The organism is Aeromonas sp. FDAARGOS 1418, assembly GCF_019048585.1.
Lineage (GTDB): Bacteria > Pseudomonadota > Gammaproteobacteria > Enterobacterales > Aeromonadaceae > Aeromonas > Aeromonas caviae.
Map to the genome: position 1 here is coordinate 2,613,591 of NZ_CP077387.1, position 14,966 is coordinate 2,628,556.

General features: G+C 62.4%; 11 protein-coding genes. 8 read left to right on the forward strand and 3 right to left on the reverse strand.

Annotated elements, in window-relative coordinates; genetic code table 11:
- Positions 1 to 125 precede the first annotated feature (125 nt).
- Positions 126 to 1,052: a cation diffusion facilitator family transporter gene (locus I6L48_RS12260; protein WP_041214996.1), complete on the reverse strand. Its 927-nt coding sequence runs from the start codon at positions 1,050 to 1,052 to the stop codon at positions 126 to 128.
- A 169-nt stretch (positions 1,053 to 1,221) separates the two neighbouring features.
- On the opposite strand from I6L48_RS12260, the gene I6L48_RS12265 reads away from it, so the two are divergent.
- The 8 genes from I6L48_RS12265 (at position 1,222) to I6L48_RS12300 (ending at position 12,582) form a co-directional block, all read left to right on the forward strand.
- Positions 1,222 to 4,278 carry an FAD-binding and (Fe-S)-binding domain-containing protein gene (locus I6L48_RS12265; protein ID WP_162726185.1) on the forward strand — a complete coding sequence of 1,019 codons (3,057 nt, stop codon included), beginning with the start codon at positions 1,222 to 1,224 and terminating at the stop codon, positions 4,276 to 4,278.
- Positions 4,278 to 4,766, forward strand: a complete 489-nt coding sequence (locus I6L48_RS12270) for a hypothetical protein (protein ID WP_113070107.1) — start codon at positions 4,278 to 4,280, stop codon at positions 4,764 to 4,766. Before I6L48_RS12265 ends, I6L48_RS12270 begins: the two co-directional genes overlap by 1 nt.
- A gap of 126 nt (positions 4,767 to 4,892) precedes the next feature.
- On the forward strand, positions 4,893 to 5,354 hold the full coding sequence (locus I6L48_RS12275; RefSeq protein WP_216987279.1) for a hotdog fold thioesterase: 462 nt from the start codon (positions 4,893 to 4,895) through the stop codon (positions 5,352 to 5,354).
- Positions 5,355 to 5,534: 180 nt separating this feature from the next.
- Entirely contained in the window at positions 5,535 to 7,433 is a 1,899-nt protein-coding gene (locus tag I6L48_RS12280; RefSeq protein WP_201997058.1) for a DEAD/DEAH box helicase, read from the forward strand.
- Positions 7,434 to 7,769: 336 nt separating this feature from the next.
- Positions 7,770 to 8,252 (forward strand): molybdopterin-binding oxidoreductase, encoded by a 483-nt coding sequence (locus I6L48_RS12285; RefSeq protein WP_216987280.1) that lies wholly within the window; start codon positions 7,770 to 7,772, stop codon positions 8,250 to 8,252.
- Position 8,253: 1 nt separating this feature from the next.
- Positions 8,254 to 10,170: a bifunctional diguanylate cyclase/phosphodiesterase gene (locus tag I6L48_RS12290; protein WP_201997060.1), complete on the forward strand. Its 1,917-nt coding sequence runs from the start codon at positions 8,254 to 8,256 to the stop codon at positions 10,168 to 10,170.
- A gap of 208 nt (positions 10,171 to 10,378) precedes the next feature.
- Positions 10,379 to 11,284 (forward strand): LysR family transcriptional regulator, encoded by a 906-nt coding sequence (locus I6L48_RS12295; RefSeq protein ID WP_201997061.1) that lies wholly within the window; start codon positions 10,379 to 10,381, stop codon positions 11,282 to 11,284.
- Positions 11,285 to 11,388: 104 nt separating this feature from the next.
- Entirely contained in the window at positions 11,389 to 12,582 is a 1,194-nt protein-coding gene (locus I6L48_RS12300) for an MFS transporter (RefSeq protein WP_201997062.1), read from the forward strand.
- Between the two features lie 63 nt (positions 12,583 to 12,645).
- On the opposite strand, the gene I6L48_RS12305 is transcribed toward I6L48_RS12300, so the two are convergent.
- Together I6L48_RS12305 and rnt are read right to left on the reverse strand one after the other, a co-directional pair.
- Positions 12,646 to 13,968 (reverse strand): Na+/H+ antiporter family protein, encoded by a 1,323-nt coding sequence (locus tag I6L48_RS12305; protein ID WP_151028277.1) that lies wholly within the window; start codon positions 13,966 to 13,968, stop codon positions 12,646 to 12,648.
- A 226-nt stretch (positions 13,969 to 14,194) separates the two neighbouring features.
- A complete protein-coding gene (gene rnt / locus I6L48_RS12310) occupies positions 14,195 to 14,857 on the reverse strand; it encodes a ribonuclease T (protein WP_010675098.1) in 663 nt (220 codons plus the stop codon).
- Positions 14,858 to 14,966 lie beyond the last annotated feature (109 nt).

Here is a 14,966-nt window from a genome sequence, read left to right on the forward strand (position 1 = left end):
AGTGAGCCCTGATGATAACGACTCGCCGCCATTTGGCAAGGGGGTCTGGACGCGCAGGGGGAGGCGCTCGCCCAACAGGGCAACAGGGACAGGCGGAGCTTGCCAGGCAAGCCCCGCCTTGCGGCTTACAACCAGCGTTTTTCCCGGGTGAAGCAGACCGAGAGCCAGGCGTCTCCCAGGGTGTCGCCGAGGCGAGACCAGAGCTCCTGGCGCAGGGCATCCTGGCGCTCGACGGGCCACTCCTGGCCGGGGGCCACCAGGATGTTGAGCTCGAGATCGAAGCGGCGGCCGCTTTTTGCCAGGTGGCTGTAGCACTCGACCCCATGGCGCAGGCGCAGGGCTTCGACTTCGCTGGCCACCAGCCGGGAGACATCCCCCTTGGGGGCAATCTTCAGCACTTCCCGCAGGTTGCGACCGAGCACCTTGATGGGGATGAGGGTGGCACACAGGGCCAGCAGCGAGACCAGCACCGGGTCTATGTAGCGGTTGTAGTGGCCGTAACCCAGGGTATCGAGCCCGATGGCGACCAGAAAGCCGATGAGCAGGGTGGCGCTGAGCAGGGTATCCACCAGCCACTCCTTGGAGTCCACCCGCACCAGCTCGGAGTTGACCCGCTCGGCCACGTCGGCCTCGATGAGATAGAGGATGCCGCAGAAGAAGGTGGAGACGACGGCATAGATGAGGGCGTGGCCGAGATCGATCTCCCGTCCTCCTGCCAGCAGGGAGGTGATGCCGCCATAGAGGGCGCCGAGGCAGAGCAGCAGAATGATGGCGCCGTTGATGACGTTGGCGATGGGTTCGAAGTGGGCGTAGCCGTATTGGAAACGGGCGTCGGAGGGGCGGGTGACCAGGTAGGCGGTGATGAGCCCAAGGCCCGTCATGCCCATGCTGAACAGGGTGAAGATGCCGTCCAGCATGATGGCGTTGGAACCGACGAAGAGGCCATAACCGATCCCGAAAATGGCAAAGGTGATGCAACCAAACAGCGACAGGGTCAGCGCCTGTTTTTCGGTGCGAATAAGCGTACTGATAACATGGCTGTAGTGAGCCATAAAAGTCCTCCTTTCAAATGGTGAAGATTGCGCGCGCAAGCGGTTTTCTAGCTGATATACTGCCCGCTCACATGTGAGCGGACTGGTTCGGACACCCGCAAAGAGGCAGGTCCGAACGGTCGTTGTCGCCGGAATGCCGGCATCAAGCAAAGGATGGGAACAAGGATTCATGATCCCGAGACTCGATTACCAGGACAGTTTGTCACCTACAACCCTGCAGTTTCTTGAGTTGCTGGCGCGATCAGCATTTCGTGGTGATATCGAAAAGTCTTATGCAAGCCGGTTGGCGATGGCGACGGATAACAGCGTCTATCAGGTCGTACCTCAGGCGGTTCTCTATCCGCGCAGCGCGGATGACATAGCGGTGATGCTCAAGCTGGCCCAGGGGCCCGAGTACGCAACCTTGAGTTTCTTCCCTCGCGGCGGCGGTACCGGCACCAATGGTCAATCCTTGGGCGGCGGCATTATCGTCGATCTCTCGCGCCATATGAACCAGATCATGGAAATTAATCTGGAAGAGGGCTGGGTGCGGGCCCAGGCCGGGGTGGTCAAGGATCAGCTCAACGCCTATTTGAAGCCCCACGGCTACTTCTTCTCGCCGGATCTCTCCACTTCCAACCGGGCCACCTTAGGGGGCATGGTCAACACCGATGCCTCGGGGCAGGGCTCCTTGGTGTACGGCAAGACCTCGGATCACGTGCTCGGCCTCAAGGCCGTGCTGGAAAACGGCGATCTCATGGCCACCGAGCCGGTGACCGGCCAGCGTCTGGCGGATAAGCTGGCGCTGGAGAACCGGGAGGGGGAGATCTATCGCACCCTCTATCGCATCGGCCGCGAGCGGCGCGCCGATATCGAGGCCACCTTCCCCAAGCTCAACCGCTTTCTGACCGGTTACGATCTCAAGCACCTCTATCAACCCGAGAGCGACACCCTGGACGTCAGCCGGGTGCTGTGCGGTTCGGAAGGCTCCTTGGGCTTCATCACCGAGGCGAAGCTCAATATCACCCCCATTCCGCGTTACCGCACGCTCGTCAACGTCAAGTACGACAGCTTCCCCTCCGCGCTCAGAAACGCCCCCTTTATGGTACAGGCCCACGCCCTGTCGGTGGAGACCGTGGACTCCCGGGTGCTGGGACTGGCCCGCGCCGACATCATCTGGCACTCGGTGAAGGATCTCATCCAGGATGTGCCGGGCAAGGATCTGCAGGGGCTCAACATCGTCGAGTTTGCGGATACCGACGAGGCCGAGCACAAGGCCAAGGTGGCGGAGCTGTGCCGACGCATCGACGGTCTGCTGGCGCGTGGTGAAGCTGGTGTCATTGGCTATCAGGTGTGCGACCACCTGCCGAGCATCGAGACCATCTATGGCATGCGCAAGAAGTCGGTGGGGCTGCTCGGCAACGCCGAGGGGCGCAAAAAGCCGGTGGCCTTCACCGAAGACACCGCCGTGCCGCCGGAATCCCTGGCGGACTTCATCATGGAGTTTCGCGCCCTGCTGGATGCTCACGGCCTTGACTACGGCATGTTCGGCCACGTCGATGCCGGGGTGCTGCACGTGCGCCCGGCGCTGGACTTGTGCGATCCCGAGCAGGAGGTGCTGCTGCGGCGCATCTCGGATCAGGTGGTGGCGCTCACCGCCAAATACGGCGGCCTGATGTGGGGGGAGCACGGCAAGGGCTTTCGCTCCGAATACAGCCCCGCCTTCTTCGGCGAGCTGTGGGAAGAGCTGCAACGGGTCAAGGGGGCATTTGACCCGGCCAACCGCATCAACCCGGGCAAGATCTGCATGCCTTATGGCAGCGGCGCTTCGCTTGTCTCGGTGGACGGGCCCAAGCGCGGCAAGTTCGACCGCCAGATCCCGATTGCCGTGCGCGAGAGCTATACCCGGGCCCTCGATTGCAACGGCAACGGTCTCTGCTTCACCTTCGAGACCGACTCCCCCATGTGCCCCTCGGTCAAGATCAGCCGAGACCGCCGTCACTCCCCCAAGGGGCGGGCTGGCCTGATGCGTGAATGGCTGCGCCAGTTGGCGGAGCAGGGCTTCGATCCCCTTGCCGAAGAGGTGGCGCTGCAAAGCGGCGGTCTGCGCTTCAAGCAGATCGTCGATAAGTTCCGCAATACGGTGGCCCGCGCCCGGGGCGAGTATGACTTCTCCCACGAGGTGATGGAGGCGATGGAGGGGTGCCTTGCGTGCAAGGCATGCACCAGCCAGTGCCCCATCAAGGTGGATGTACCCACCTTCCGCGCCCGCTTCATGCAGCTTTATCACAGCCGCTATCTGCGCGGCCCCAAGGATTACTTCGTGGGCACGGTAGAGAGCTATGCGCCCCTGCTGGCCAAGGCGCCGAAACTGGTCAACTTCTTCCTCGAAAAAGAGTGGGCCCAGAAGGCGACCGAGAAGAGCATCGGCATGGTGGATGTGCCGCTGCTCTCCGTACCGACCCTGGCCGAGGAGCTGCGGGATCACCGCGCCCGCTATTTCGATCTGCCGGGCCTCGAGGCCATGAGCCCCGAGCAGCGCCAAAAAGTGGTGCTCATCGTGCAGGATCCCTTCACCAGCTACTACGACGCCCCCGTGGTGCGTGACCTGGTGAAGCTGGCCAGCAAGCTGGGCTATCAGCCCTACCTGCTGCCGTTCAAACCCAACGGAAAGCCTCAGCACGTGAAGGGATTCCTGCGCGCCTTCGCCCGTACCGCTGCCAGCAGCGCCCAGTTCCTCAACAAGGTGGCGGCCCTCGGCATCCCCATGGTGGGGGTCGACCCCTCTCTGGTGCTCTGCTACCGGGACGAGTACGTGAAGGCGCTCGGCCCCGCCCGCGGTGATTTCCAGGTGCTGCTGCCCCAGGAGTGGCTGCTCTCCCTGCCTGACGAGGCGCTGCCGCTGCGGGAAGAGGCTGCCGCCGACCCCTGGTATCTGTTTGCCCACTGCACCGAGAAGACCGCCAAGCCCACCACCCACGGTGACTGGAGCACCCTGTTCGGCCGCTTCGGTGCGCGTTTGCAGCCGGTGTCGGTGGGTTGCTGCGGCATGGCGGGCACCTATGGTCACGACGCCAAACAGGTGGAGAACTCCAAGGGGATCTACGGTCTGAGCTGGGCCGAGCCCCTGGCTCGCCTGCCGCAAGCCCGTTGTCTGGCCACCGGTTATTCGTGCCGCAGCCAGGTCAAGCGGATGGAGGGGGAGAAGCTCAAGCACCCGCTGCAGGCCCTGCTGGAACTGCTCTGATGCTCCACTTTCCCAAGGGATTCCGGGTGCCGAAGGCCTATCGGCACCCGCATTTTCTGTTGCTCCCCACCACGCCGTCCCAGGCCGTGGTGGAGTTTGTCGCCATCCTGCGCGAGCGGGAGCAGCTCCATCAGCTGTTTCGCCCGGACGATGTGTGGCCCTCCGCCCATTTCAGCCTGAGTCAGCACGAGGCCGATTTGGAGTGGCAGCACTCCGAGTTTCTGGCCAAGCGCTCCTTTGCCTATGGCCTCTGGAGCCCGGACAGGGAGCCCCACTTCTGGGGCGGGGTTTACCTCTATCCGTCGGTACTGCCGGAGGTGCAGGTGGAGCTCTTCTTCTGGAAGGTGGCCGAGGCGCCGCTTATGGACAGCGAACTCGAAGCCGAACTGCGCGCCTGGCTCGGCAAGGTATGGCGCTGGTCCGAGCCGCGTCTGCCGGGGCGGGACGGCCCTTGGGCCGAGTGGCCAGGGGTGACCTATCCCTGGTGAGGGTCAATCTCGATGCAAGATGCCCCGGCGTGGGCATCTTTTTTTTTGTGCCCTTTTGGCCGACACTGCTGGTTTGCCACTACAGCGCAGCGATAACCCGTTGATCACGCAAGGAGTCCGCTCACCATGAGTCAAGAAAGCAGCCCCATCTGGCGCAAACCCATGAGCCTGGAGGGGCTCAACGCCAGCTCCCGCAACACCCTGATGGCCCACCTCGACATCGTCTATAGCGCCTTTGGCCCCGACTGGCTGGAGGCCACCATGCCGGTGGATCACCGCACCCATCAACCACTCGGCATGCTGCACGGCGGCGCCTCCGTGGTGCTGGCGGAAACGCTGGGATCGCTTGCGGCCAATATGGCGGTCGAGCCTGACAGTTATTGTGTGGGTCTGGAGGTGAACGCCAACCATCTGCGAGCCAAGCGGGAAGGGGTGGTGACGGGGCGCTGTATGCCGCTGCATCTGGGGACCACGACTCAGGTGTGGCAGATCGAAATTCGGGATGAACGTGGTCGTTTATTGTGCACCAGCCGATTGACCATGGCGGTGCTCAAGCACAAGCGGGACAAGGACTCTGGCGAAGCGTGATCCGCAATAACGCATCATGAGTGAAAAATAAGCAAGCCATAGTCGCGAGATCCCTCTATAATTGCCAACGTCTTGAGACACCTATCACATTTTTCAAGACAGCAGAACAAAGTGGCGCTATAATCGCCGCCTTTTTGCTATTCCGCGGTGTTAGCCGCCTGCCTTAATCTGGAAGAATCTATGTCTGATACCGAACAACTGCCCCTTTTTAGTGAGCTTGGACTGGCCGCGCCCGTATTGAAAGCGCTGCAGGACGTGGGCTATGAGCGCCCGTCTCCCATCCAGGCCGCAGCAATTCCCCACCTGATGGCGGGACACGATCTGCTGGGGCAGGCACAAACCGGTACAGGGAAGACCGCTGCTTTTGCCTTGCCTCTGTTGTCTCGTCTGGAAGCTGGTAACCGCAACACCCAGATCCTGGTGCTGGCCCCGACCCGCGAGCTGGCCCTGCAGGTGGCTGAGGCATGCCAACGCTATGCCCACCACATGCCCGATTTCCACGTGCTGCCCATCTACGGCGGCGCTTCCTACGAAACCCAGACCCGCGCCCTGCGTCGCGGTGCCCAGGTTGTCGTGGGTACCCCGGGCCGCGTGATGGACCTGATCCGTCGCAAGAACCTGGACCTCTCCGGTCTGAAAGCCCTGGTGCTGGACGAAGCGGACGAAATGCTGCGCATGGGCTTCATCGACGACGTGGACTGGATCATGGATCAGTGCCCGGCCGGTCGTCAGGTTGCCCTGTTCTCCGCCACCATGCCGGAGCAGATCCGTCGTGTTGCCCAGAAGCACCTGAAGCAGCCCAAAGAGATCAAGATCGCCTCCAAGACCGCGACCGCCACCACCATTCGCCAGCGTTACTGGCAGGTGACCGGTCTGCACAAGCTGGACGCCATGACCCGTCTGCTGGAAGTCGAACCCTACGAAGCCCTGCTGGTGTTCGTACGCACCAAGAACGCCGCCGAAGAACTGGCTGGCAAGCTGGCTGCCCGTGGTCATGCTTGTGAAGCGCTGCACGGTGACATCCCGCAGAAGCTGCGTGAGCGTACCGTCGACAAGCTGCGTCAGGGCCAGCTGGACATCCTGATCGCCACCGACGTGGTTGCTCGTGGTCTGGACGTTGAGCGCATCACCCACGTGGTGAACTACGACATCCCCTACGACACCGAGTCCTACGTTCACCGTATCGGCCGTACCGGCCGTGCCGGCCGCAAGGGCGAAGCCATCCTGTTCGTGGCACCGCGCGAGCGTCGCATGCTGCGTGCCATCGAGCACGCCACCCGTCAGGCCATCGAACCGATGAAGATGCCGAGCACCGAGGACATCAACCAGCACCGTCTGGCCAAGTTCAAGGAGCGCATCCGCGAAACCATGATGGGTGAAGAGCTCGAGATCTACCACAACCTGGTGAACGAGCTGATCGAAGAAGATTCTGCCGATCCGCTGGAGCTGGCTGCTGCACTGGCCAAGCTGGTACAGGGCGACCAACCGCTGCTGCTGGATGACTCCATTCCGGATCCGGTGTTCAACGCCGGCAACGATCGCGGTGGCTTCGAGCGTCGTGAGTTCAACGACCGTGGCGGTCGTGACTTCGGTGACCGTGGCGATCGTCCGGCCCGTCGCATGCCGTCCCTGGAGCCGCGTCCGCTGAAAGACAACCCGGACGTGGAGATGGAGCGCTACCGCGTCGACGTGGGCGCCCATCACGGCGTCAAGCCGGGCCAGATCGTGGGTGCCATCGCCAACGAAGCGAACATCGAGAGCCGCTTCATCGGCAACATCGACATCGCCGATGACTTCTCCACCGTCGATCTGCCCAAGGGTATGAGCGCCGAGGTGCTGGAAGTGATCAAGAAGGCCCGTGTCTGCCAGCGTCCGCTGCAGATCACCCGTTACACCGAAGTGCCGGCCGGTGGCAACACTGCTCCCCGTCCGCCCCGTGGTGATCGTCCGTTCCGTGGCGACCGTCCTTTCAACAAGGATCGCCGTCCGCAGGGTGACCGTCCCTTCAACAAGGATCGCCGTGAAGGCGGTTTCGACAAGGGTCGCAAATTCGGTGGCAACAAGCGCCGCGACAGCTAAACCCTGACTGCACTGATGAGAAGGCCGCTCCATGGAGTGGCCCTTTTTGTGTCTGTTTTTCAGATGCGTAGCGAAGATTGTCACCTTTTCCCGGCCGTGGTGGGCATCCGGTTTGATGAGGAGCCAGTGAAAGAAAAATGGTGCAATCCATTTGCCTGGGGGTGGCGCCTGGTGTCATTCTTTGGGATGCGATTGGATACTTTTGGAAGGCGCAGAATCGTTGCTGGTTGCAAACGACTGCGACTTTGGTCTGAAGGTGCATTCTGTTGTTTGCATATGAGTCAGCAGAGTGAAGAGTGAGATGAATAAATAAACCGTATGACAGGGAGGTGCGTGATGGGCAAGTGGCTTGGCAAGGTGTCGCTGATATCTGGATGGCTCGTGTCGGGTATGGTGTTGGCGGAGGAGCCCTTCTTCAGAATTGCGGGGGCGGGGTGCTGCAATGGCAAGGGGGAGGTGGTGCTGACCCGTGCCGAGTTTGAGGCCTTGCCGCAGACGGAGGTTAAGACGGGGACGCCCTGGACCGAGGGGGAGCACCTCTATCGCGGGGTGTTGCTGCGGGACCTGGTCAGGATCTACGGTCTCAAGAGCCAGGAGGTCAAGGCCCTCGCGGTCAATGAATATTGGGCCGCACTGCCGCTGGAAGACGGGGAGAAGTACCCGGTGCTGGTGGCCGAGAAGCAGGATGGCAAGGCTCTGACCCTGCGCAACAAGGGGCCGCTCTGGGTCATTTATCCCCTCACCGACCATCCCGAACTCAACAAGGAGCTCTATCACAGCCGGATGGTGTGGCAGCTGACGGCGCTGGAGAGCAAATAAGATGCTGAGCAGCAAGCTCTTGAGCCTGATCCTGATGGTGACCACCTTTTTGGGGGTGACCCTCTGGTCGGTCTGGAACTATGACCGCGCGTTCAATGAGGTGACGCGCTACACCCAGCTCTCCGCCTGGGCACTGGCCCAGCTCGAGCTGGAGATCCACGCCTTCGAGAAGGGCTTGCAGCTCTATCGTGCCGGTGCCGTCAGCCGGGAGGAGATGAACAAACGCTTTGACATTGCCTGGAACCGGCTCGATGTCTTCCTGCACGGGAAGGAGGCAAAGTCGGTCAGGGCCCGATTCGGTGCGGACAAGGCGGTCGGCAAGATCCTCGCTCTCTTCGAACGCTATGAGCAGGATGTGGTGCAAGGGGAGCCGGATTCCCCCGCACTCAAGATGTTCACGGCCGCACTCGATGACGAGATGCGCGGGGTGCGGGACGTGATGGTGAAAAACTTTACCGGGCCTTCTGCCATCGCCCAGCGTGAGCTGCTCAACGAGTCGAGAACCCAGAACTTCTTCATCCTGGGGTTTCTGATGCTGGCGACCATGGTGATGTTGATGGTGCTGTTTCGCGAAGTGCGTCGCCAGCATTTTCTGGCGTGGAACGACCCTCTCACCCGTCTCCCTAACCGGGCGGCGCTCATCAAGCACCTCCAGCAGTGGACCAGCCACCCCGGGCGGCGCAGCAGCATCACCGTCTGCCTCATGGATCTGGGGCATTTCAGGGAGGTCAATAACAGTCTGGGTTACGAAGTGGGGGACGCCTTGCTCAAACGGCTTGCGGCGCGGATCAAGGCCGCCTCTGGCCAGGGGATCTTCGTTGCCCGTACCGGCAGTGACGAGTTCACCCTCATCATCACCGGCACCATGCCCACCTATCTGCGCTTCCCGTTTCTGGAGCAACTGCGCAGCGAGCTGGCGGATCTGGTGTTTGCCGCCGATCCGGCGCACCGGGTGCGGGTCTTCATGGGCACCAGCCAGTATGTGAAACCGGATCATTCACCGGAAGAGATGCTGTTGTTTGCCGATATCGCCCTCGACAGCGCCAAGCGCAAACGGCTGAATGACAATGTGCTCTTCTCCAGCAGCATGTATCAGCACTATCAGCGCAAACGCCGGCTGTCGACCGAGCTGCGGGAGCTTATCCACTGCCCGCAATGCCCGCAACTGGCCCTTTACTATCAGCCCATCGTGCGCGGCCAGAGTGTAGTGAGGCTGGGGGCCGAGGCGCTGATCCGCTGGCATCATCCGGAATATGGCTTTATTGCCCCCCTCGACATCATCTCGCTGGCAGAAGAGAACGGGTTGGGCGAGGCGCTCGGGGGCTGGATCATCCGGCGCATGCAGCTCGATCTGTCCGGCTTCCCGGAGGAGGTGCTAGCACCGCTCGAGATCTCCATCAACCTTTCCAACTCCATGTTCAACATGGGGTTGGCCAGGGAGATTGAAGAGAAGATGGAAGATGGGCCGTTGGGGCTGCACCAGTTGATAGTGGAGCTGACCGAAACCATCGCCCTCGATGACATCGCCCTCAGCAAGCAGATCATTCACTCCCTGCGCCAGATAGGGGTGCGGGTGGCCCTCGATGACTTCGGGACCGGCTGGTCCTCGTTCTCTTACCTGCGTGAACTCTCTTTCGACAAGCTCAAGATCGACCGCTCCTTCATCACCGCCATCGACAAGGATCCCCGTCAGGCGCTGTTCGTCGAGACCATCACCACGTTGTCGCACCAGCTGGAGGTGCAGGTAGTGGCAGAGGGGGTGGAGACCTGGGAAGAGCTCAGGGCGGTGCTCGAGATCGGGGTGGACGAGATCCAGGGGTACTTCTACTCGAAGCCCTTGCCGCTGCCGGAGTTCATGCAGTTCTGTCACCGCTATTTCGCCCACAGCGCCGCCATTCAGGAAGTGGCACTGGGGTAGCCTTGGGGCAATCGAGCCCCTGTAGCCTTGTCTTCGAGTCCCTCTGTTCGATTGTTCCTGGTTGATATTTCATCCCGACACCTTTCTCCCATGGCAGGACCGCCCTTGACGCGGTTTTCTTGTGCCTCCTGCCAGAACGAGGGTGCGAGAGGGCAGGCCCGGTGCTACCTTGTGCCACGAACAGTGCCACAGGGCAGAGGAGCCATAAATGGATCGCTTGGGGGTGATGGAGGTGTTCGTGCTGGCGGTGGAGACCGGCTCGTTTTCGGCGGTGGCCCGCCGACTGGGGATGGGGCAACCCACGGTTTCCAGATTGATTGCCCAGCTTGAGGCGCACCTTGGCAGCCGCCTGTTGCTGCGTTCGACCCGGGGGCTGGCGCCCACCGAGGCCGGAGAGGCCTACTATCTGCGGGCGAGAGAGATCCTGGCCCAGGTCAACGAGGCCGATGCCATGGTGCAGCAATGCCGGGCCGGGCTGAGTGGACGCCTGCGGGTGAGCGCTCCCGTCACCTTCGCCCGCCTGCATATCATTCCCCATCTTGCCGGTTTTCTGGTGGCTCACCCGGGACTGGATCTGGAGATCCTGCTGGATGACGGCAATGTGGATCTCATTTCGGCGGGCATCGAGGTGGCTCTGCGGATCGGCAAACAGGCCGACTCGTCGCTGGTCGCCCGCTGTCTCGCCCGAAGCGACATGCGGGTGTTGGCGACGCCGGCCTATCTGGCCGCCAAAGGAGAGCCTGAGACCCCTCAGGCTCTGCAACAGCATGATCTGGTGCTTTACAGTCCACGGCCCGGAGTGGGGCAACAGTGGCGATTTCGCCGCGGCGTCGAAGAGAAGGTGGTTTCCGGAGAAGGCAGGCTGACGGTCTCGGCGGCCGAGGGCATGCGCGCAGCCGTGCTGGCAGGACTGGGGCTCGGTATCGCCTCGGAGTGGATGTTTGCCCCCGAGCTTGCCCGCGGCGAGGTGGTGGCGGTGCTGCCCGAGTGGCAACTGCCCATGCAGGAGCTCTGGACCCTGCTCCCGGCAGGTCGCCAGCCTGGTGCCAAGGCGAGCGCCTTTCTGGCATTCGTGACCGGCCTGCCCGGGGTGGGGCATGCACCAGCGGAATAACTGTTATGGTCCCCACCGCTCTACTGGTGGCGACGCTCCCCGGGTAGGCTGTGCGCATGGGGCCCGTATCCTGGCGGGAGCCCTTCTAACACGAGGAGAAGATCATGAGTACATCGCCTTCTGCCGGAGGGGCCGCAACCCCCGGCCCCTCCCTGCTCTTCGCCATGGCCCTGTCATGCGGCCTGGCAGTTGCCAACATCTACTACAACCAGCCCATGCTGGCGGTGATGGCGCAGGACTTTCCCGGGCACTCGGGCATGCCATTGATCGCCATGCTGACCCAGCTCGGCTATGCCATGGGTCTGCTTTTGCTGGTGCCGCTTGGCGATGTGGTCGAGCGCCGCTGGCTCATTCCGGGGCAGTTTGCACTGATCGCGCTGGCCTCCCTGCTGGCGGCCACGGCCACGAGTGCTACCACCTTGATGCTGGCCTCCGTCCTGCTCGGCATCGGGGCCACGGCGGCCCAGCAGATAGTTCCGGTGGCGGCGACCCTGGCAGATCCCGCCCGCCGTGGTGCCGTGGTCGGCAGCGTGATGAGCGGCCTGCTGGCCGGGATACTGCTCAGCCGCACCGTCGCCGGCCTGGTCACCGCCTATGGCAGTTGGCGCGCCATGTTCTGGCTGGCCATTCCCCTGGCCCTGTCGGGGGCCCTGCTGATGGTCAGGATGATACCGTCCGGATTGTCGCGCTCTCCCCTCGGTTATGGCCGTCTGCTTCATTCTCTGGTCGGTCTGTGGCGCGAGGAGCCCGCCCTGCGCCGCGCGACCCTGACCCAGGCCTTGCTGTTTGCCTCCTTCAGCGCCTTCTGGACCGTGCTGGCGTTCTACCTGGCCGAACCTGCCTATGGGTTGGGGGCCGACATGGCGGGTCTGTTCGGCGTCATCGGGGTGGTTGGGGTGGTGGCGGCCCCTCTGGCAGGCCGGATGGCGGATCGGTTGGGGGCCAGACCAGTGGTATTGGCCGGTGCCGTGCTGGTGGTGCTTGCCTGGATCTGCTTCGAGCTGTGGCTCTCTCTGGCCGGGCTGGCGTGCGGGGTCATCTTGCTGGATCTCGGAGTGCAGAGCGCACTCATCGCCCATCAGCAGCGCATCTATGGTCTGAGACCTGAGGCTAGGGGGCGCATCAATACCCTCTTCATGACCGGCATGTTCCTGGGGGGAACCCTCGGCTCCAGCCTGGGGATGCTGGTCTGGCAACAGGGTCACTGGCTCGGGGTGGGAGCAGCCGGCATGGGGTTGGCCCTGGTGGCCTGTCTCTGCGCCCTGGCCGGCAGGCGGGGGCTGCAACCGGCCATCTGAGGTATGTGCAAGACAAGAAAGGCGACCTCGGGGTCGCCTTTTGTCTGTCTGCTCGGGATGGTCTCAGAGCACCATGGCGGCAATCCAGCCGAAGATCACCAGGGGGATGTTGTAGTGGATGAAGGTTGGCACCACGCTGTCCCAGATGTGGTCGTGCTGACCGTCCGCATTGAGGCCCGATGTGGGGCCGAGCGTCGAGTCGGATGCGGGGGAACCCGCGTCCCCCAGCGCGCCCGCGGTGCCCACCAGGGCGATGGTCGCCATGGGCGAGAAGCCGAGGTGGATGCACAGGGGCACATAGATGGTGGCGATGATGGGCACGGTGGAGAAGGAGGAGCCGATCCCCATGGTGATGAGCAGGCCCACCAGCAGCATCAGGAAGGCCGCCAATCCCTTGTGACCTGCCATCATGGTGGAGACGGACTGCACCAGACTCTCCACCCCGTGGGTCTCCTTCATGACGGCGGCGAAACCTGCGGCGGAGATCATGATGAAGCCGATGAGGGACATCATGCGCACACCCTGGGTGAAGGCATCCTGGCTCTCGCGGAATTTGATGACGCCGCCGCAGGTGAAGATGATGAAGCCTGCGAGCGCCCCCAGCACGATGCTGTTGGTCATCAGTTGCAGGCCGAGTGCCACGGCGATGGCCAGCAGGGCGACCCAGATGTGGTTGAGATTGAGCTCGACCGTCTCCGGTTCGGCGGCCAGGATCTTCTCCAGATCATACTGACGCGGCTTGCGGTAGCTGAAGAAGACGGCGATGAGCAGGCCGAGGAACATGCCGAATACCGGGATGGCCATCGCCAGGGGCAACTGGCTGAATTCCACCGGTACGCCGTTGTCGACGAGATTCTTGGCCAGGATGTTGTTCAGGAAGATGCCGCCAAAGCCGACCGGCAGCAGCATGTAGGTAGCGGTCAGGCCGAAGGTGATGACGCAGGCCACCTGACGGCGGTCGATCTGCATCTGGGCCATGACATGCAGCAGCGGCGGGATCAGGATGGGAATGAAGGCGATGTGCACCGGGATCAGGTTCTGGGAGGAGACGGAGACCGCGAGCACCGAGGTGAGCAGCAGGCTCTTGACCCAGAGAATGCGGGTGCTGCTGGCATCCTTGCCGAGCTGGTTGATGACCTTGCGGGCCAGCAGATCCGTGATGCCGGAGCGGGAGATGGCTACCGCGAAAGCCCCCAGCATGGCGTAGGAGAGGGCGATTTCTGCACCGCCGCCCAGGCCGCCGGTGAAGGTGCTGAGGGTCTGCTCGAGGGAGAGTCCGCCGAGCAGGCCACCCACGATGGCACCGATGGCGAGGGAGACCACCACATTGATCCGCAGCAGGCTGAGCACCAGCATCAGCGCCACCGCGATAACAACAGGATTCATTTGATTTCCTTATGGATTGTGTTGCTGTCAGTCGTGTGAAAGCCAGCTAGTTTGCGAAAAACAGGCTAAATGTCGAGAAAAAAATCGGCAGATCCCGGCCAAGGGACGCATCTTCTGCTGGCGGTGAACGGGAACCGGGAAAATGGCCCTTCTTCATTGCCCAGACAGGTCCCCTCATGCAGACAGGCTGCCATGGGCAGCCTGTCTGGGCAGGGGCTGGGAGTGTTCAGCCCTCGTCTTCGGTGTCCGTCGTTTCATCCGGGTTGGCCAGAGGCCAGCCTCCCAGGCTCTTCCAGCGATTGACGATGTGGCAGAAGAGCTCTGTGGTGCGCTCGGTGTCGTAGAGGGCCGAGTGGGCCTCTTTGTTGTCAAAGGGAATATTGGCGCTCTGACAGGCCTTGGCCAGCACCGTCTGTCCCAGGGCAAGACCCGAGAGGGCGGCGGTGTCGAAGGTGGCGAAGGGGTGGAACGGATTGCGCTTGAGGCCGGCCCGCTCGGCGGCGGCCATCACGAAGCCGTGGTCGAAGGTGGCGTTGTGGGCCACTATGATGGCGCGACCACAATCCTGCTCCTTCATGCCCTTGCGCACCCCCTTGAAGATCTCGGTGAGTGCTTCCTTCTCGTCCACCGCGCCCCGCAGCGGGTTGAAGGGGTCGATGCCGGTGAACTCCAGCGCCGCTTTCTCCAGATTGGCGCCCTCAAAGGGCTGGACATGAAAATGGAAGATCTGGTCAGGGACGAGCCAGCCCTGCTCATCCATCTTGAGGGTGTGGGCGGCTATTTCCAGCAGGGCATCGGTCTTGGCATTGAATCCGGCGGTTTCAACATCGATGACGACGGGGTAAAAGCCGCGAAAACGGCCCTTGAGGGTGTGAACGGCGTCGGTCATGGTATCTCGGTCGGCGTGAAAGGAGGCGGCATTATGGCAAAAAAGCGTGCCCTTGTCCCTTATCTGCCGCCATGGGACGGCAAGAGGACCATTTTGAAACACCTGTGCT

Bases quoted from the DNA above. Each gene is read 5' to 3' on its own strand.
- I6L48_RS12295 (WP_201997061.1), top strand. From the start codon at position 10,379: ATGGATCGCTTGGGGGTGATGGAGGTGTTCGTGCTGGCGGTGGAGACC.
- I6L48_RS12270 (WP_113070107.1), top strand. From the start codon at position 4,278: ATGCTCCACTTTCCCAAGGGATTCCGGGTGCCGAAGGCCTATCGGCAC.
- I6L48_RS12265 (WP_162726185.1), top strand. From the start codon at position 1,222: ATGATCCCGAGACTCGATTACCAGGACAGTTTGTCACCTACAACCCTG.
- I6L48_RS12285 (WP_216987280.1), top strand. From the start codon at position 7,770: ATGGGCAAGTGGCTTGGCAAGGTGTCGCTGATATCTGGATGGCTCGTG.
- I6L48_RS12305 (WP_151028277.1), bottom strand. From the start codon at position 13,968: ATGAATCCTGTTGTTATCGCGGTGGCGCTGATGCTGGTGCTCAGCCTG.
- I6L48_RS12275 (WP_216987279.1), top strand. From the start codon at position 4,893: ATGAGTCAAGAAAGCAGCCCCATCTGGCGCAAACCCATGAGCCTGGAG.
- I6L48_RS12280 (WP_201997058.1), top strand. From the start codon at position 5,535: ATGTCTGATACCGAACAACTGCCCCTTTTTAGTGAGCTTGGACTGGCC.
- rnt (WP_010675098.1), bottom strand. From the start codon at position 14,857: ATGACCGACGCCGTTCACACCCTCAAGGGCCGTTTTCGCGGCTTTTAC.
- I6L48_RS12300 (WP_201997062.1), top strand. From the start codon at position 11,389: ATGAGTACATCGCCTTCTGCCGGAGGGGCCGCAACCCCCGGCCCCTCC.
- I6L48_RS12290 (WP_201997060.1), top strand. From the start codon at position 8,254: ATGCTGAGCAGCAAGCTCTTGAGCCTGATCCTGATGGTGACCACCTTT.
- I6L48_RS12260 (WP_041214996.1), bottom strand. From the start codon at position 1,052: ATGGCTCACTACAGCCATGTTATCAGTACGCTTATTCGCACCGAAAAA.